At 48.5% G+C, this 616-nt stretch carries 1 protein-coding gene; it reads left to right on the forward strand.

Features of this window, described 5'->3' with window-relative positions; translation table 11 throughout:
- Positions 1-616 (forward strand): CBS domain-containing protein (locus R7Z77_RS26630; protein ID WP_318137205.1); only part of this gene is annotated, 616 nt, incomplete at both ends.

The following is a 616-nucleotide window of genomic DNA, read 5'->3' on the forward strand; positions in this document are numbered from 1 at the left end:
TGGCGAACTGCGTGCACGCCTTGGGCAAGATGACCAATTTGGTTTTACTTTCCTCGACCCACTCGAAAATGCCGAAGATGGCTACCAAGCGGAAGCGATTGAAGATTCATTGCTATATTTGATCCCCCATTCTGAGCTAAAACGGGTCAGCGAAGAACACCCAGACTTTGCCGACTATTTTGCCGCCCAAGCCAATGTGCGCTTGAGTTCTGCGGTGAAGTACGTTTGTCGGAAAGAAGAAAAAGGGCTGTTCTTTCGTACTGTTGGCGAGATCGCCAGCGAAAACATTGCGATTGTCGATGTGAACGACTCTATCCGCAGTGTGGCGCAAACCATGTGCGGCAAACAACGCAGCTCCTGTGCCGTTGTGATGAAAGAAGGCGAAATTATTGGCTTAGTCACCGACCGAGATATGACGAAATCGGTCGTCGCACAAGACATGGATACCAATCAACCCATTGCCGATGTGATGACACCAAACCCCGTGTTGATCGAAGACGATGCTAAAGTGATTCAAGCCATTTCCTTGATGCTGCAATACAACATTCGCTGTTTGCCCGTGGTACATGGCAAGCAAGTGAAAGGACTTCTAACGACAACACATTTAGTGCATAAC

This window comes from Vibrio sp. 1401, from assembly GCF_033340295.1.